Annotated in this window: 2 protein-coding genes and 1 pseudogene; 1 reads left to right on the top strand and 2 read right to left on the bottom strand. The window is 72.6% G+C overall.

The window, feature by feature from the left end:
* Positions 1–111: 111 nt before the first annotated feature.
* A complete protein-coding gene (locus ABZ497_RS36755) occupies positions 112–462 on the bottom strand; it encodes a hypothetical protein (protein ID WP_359812497.1) in 351 nt (116 codons plus the stop codon).
* Here ABZ497_RS36755 and ABZ497_RS36750 point away from each other — a divergent pair.
* Positions 442–696 (top strand): helix-turn-helix transcriptional regulator, encoded by a 255-nt coding sequence (locus ABZ497_RS36750; protein WP_359812494.1) that lies wholly within the window; start codon positions 442–444, stop codon positions 694–696. The genes ABZ497_RS36755 and ABZ497_RS36750 overlap by 21 nt on opposite strands.
* Positions 697–1,515: 819 nt before the next feature.
* Here the strand turns inward: ABZ497_RS36750 and ABZ497_RS36745 are convergent.
* Positions 1,516–1,606 (bottom strand): annotated as a pseudogene (locus ABZ497_RS36745) (NAD(P)H-dependent glycerol-3-phosphate dehydrogenase); the annotation flags it as partial.

Genomic DNA, 1,606 nt, shown 5'->3' with positions numbered 1-1,606 from the left:
CCAGCGACGAGCATCGACCTCGGATATGTCCCCACCCATGAACAGCCCAACGAGCGAACCCAACAACCGTCACGCTAAGCACCGTTGCAGTACTAGGAGCGTCGGGCGCGACTACTCGCGCGGTCGCGGCAGCAGCTCGGTAATGACCCCGGCAGCATGGTGTTCGGCTCGAAGGAGCTGGTTGTCGTGGTGCAGACCGGCGATGACCGTGGTCGCGGCGGTCAGTCGCCGGTTGAGTTCGGTGATCTCCTTCTTGGCTGCGGCGAGTTGTCGGCGGAGTTCGTCGTTGTCTGCGTCCCGGCGGGCCTCGCCAGCGGTGCGGCTGCCGTGGGTGTCGATGTGGGCGTCCCAGTCGGCCAGGACGGCCTTCGCGCGGAACATCGTGGCGGGGCTGACGCCAGCCTCCAGGGCGAGGTTGTTCTTCGTGAGTCGGCCGTCGCTGTGCTGCGGCTTGACGGGCACAGCCGCCTGAGCACCGGCACGCTCTACACCGCGCTCGACCGGTTGCTCCAGCAGGGCCTGGTGCGGATCGACAGCGAGGAGGTGGTCAGCGGACGACTGCGCCGCACGTTCGCCCTCACCGACCAGGGACAGGACGCGCTGGCACAGGAGGCCACCCGCCTGCGGGCCGCCGCCACCGAGGCCGAACGCCGGCTGGGCGCCTTCCGTCCGCGACCCCAGGGGGCGACCTCATGAACGGTGTCACGACCGGCCACGACGCCCCACGGGCGGCCCGCCTGCTGATCGGCCTCTACCCCGCCCGGTACCGCTCCGCACACGGCGACGACATCCACGCCACCTTCACCGAGACCACCCAGGGCCGCACCCGCGGGGCGGTGCTCCGGGAGTACCGAGACCTCGCCACCCACGCCCTGCGGCTGCGGTTGCGGATCGGCCCCACGGACTGGGCCGGCCGCGTGCTGGCGGGAGCGGCACCGGTCGCGCTCGCGCTCGCGGCCGGCTGCGCCCTGTACTTCCTGCTGCCCGGGCTGCGTGAGCTGATCCACCGGATCCGGTACCCCTACCCCAACCTCGGCCTCGGCCACGCGGTGCTGGCCGCGGTCCTCCAACTGACCCGCACCGCGCCGTGGCTGCTCGCCCTCGGGATCGCCGTGACCGGCCGTTGGCGGGCCGCCCGGATCACGGGCGTGGCAGCCGCCCTCCTCAGCGGCGGCGTGCAGGCCCTGTTCATGCCGGACCCGTACTCGGCGGGTCAGCTGGCCGGCATGGCACTGGTCGGCGCACTGGTGCTGCTCGCACCGGCCGCACTCGTGGACATCACCCGGCGGGGCCGGTGGGAGATGGCCGCACTCACGCTCGCCGTCGCGCTCCCCGCGATCGCGGCCGACCGGTACACGGCGCAGTACCTGCCGCTGCCCATGCTGGGCCTGCTGCCGATCTGGCTCGGCACCGTGACGGCACCAGCCCTGCTGGGCCGACTGGCCGGCCGACGGAGGGACCCGCTCCGAGCCGCGGGCGTCGGGCTCGGGACACTGCCCTGGCTGATGCCACGAGGTTGGTGCCGAAGGTGTGGTTGCGGGAGAGCGGCGAGGAGCAGGTCGCCACCAGGTCGCCCATCCCGGCGAGCCCGGCGAAGGTGTACGCG

The sequence above is a fragment of the Kitasatospora sp. NPDC005751 genome (genome assembly GCF_040630835.1).
In the GTDB taxonomy this organism is placed as follows: domain Bacteria; phylum Actinomycetota; class Actinomycetes; order Streptomycetales; family Streptomycetaceae; genus Kitasatospora.
The sequence above is the reverse complement of the archived record's forward strand: the minus strand, read 5'-3'. Positions and strand labels throughout refer to the sequence as shown.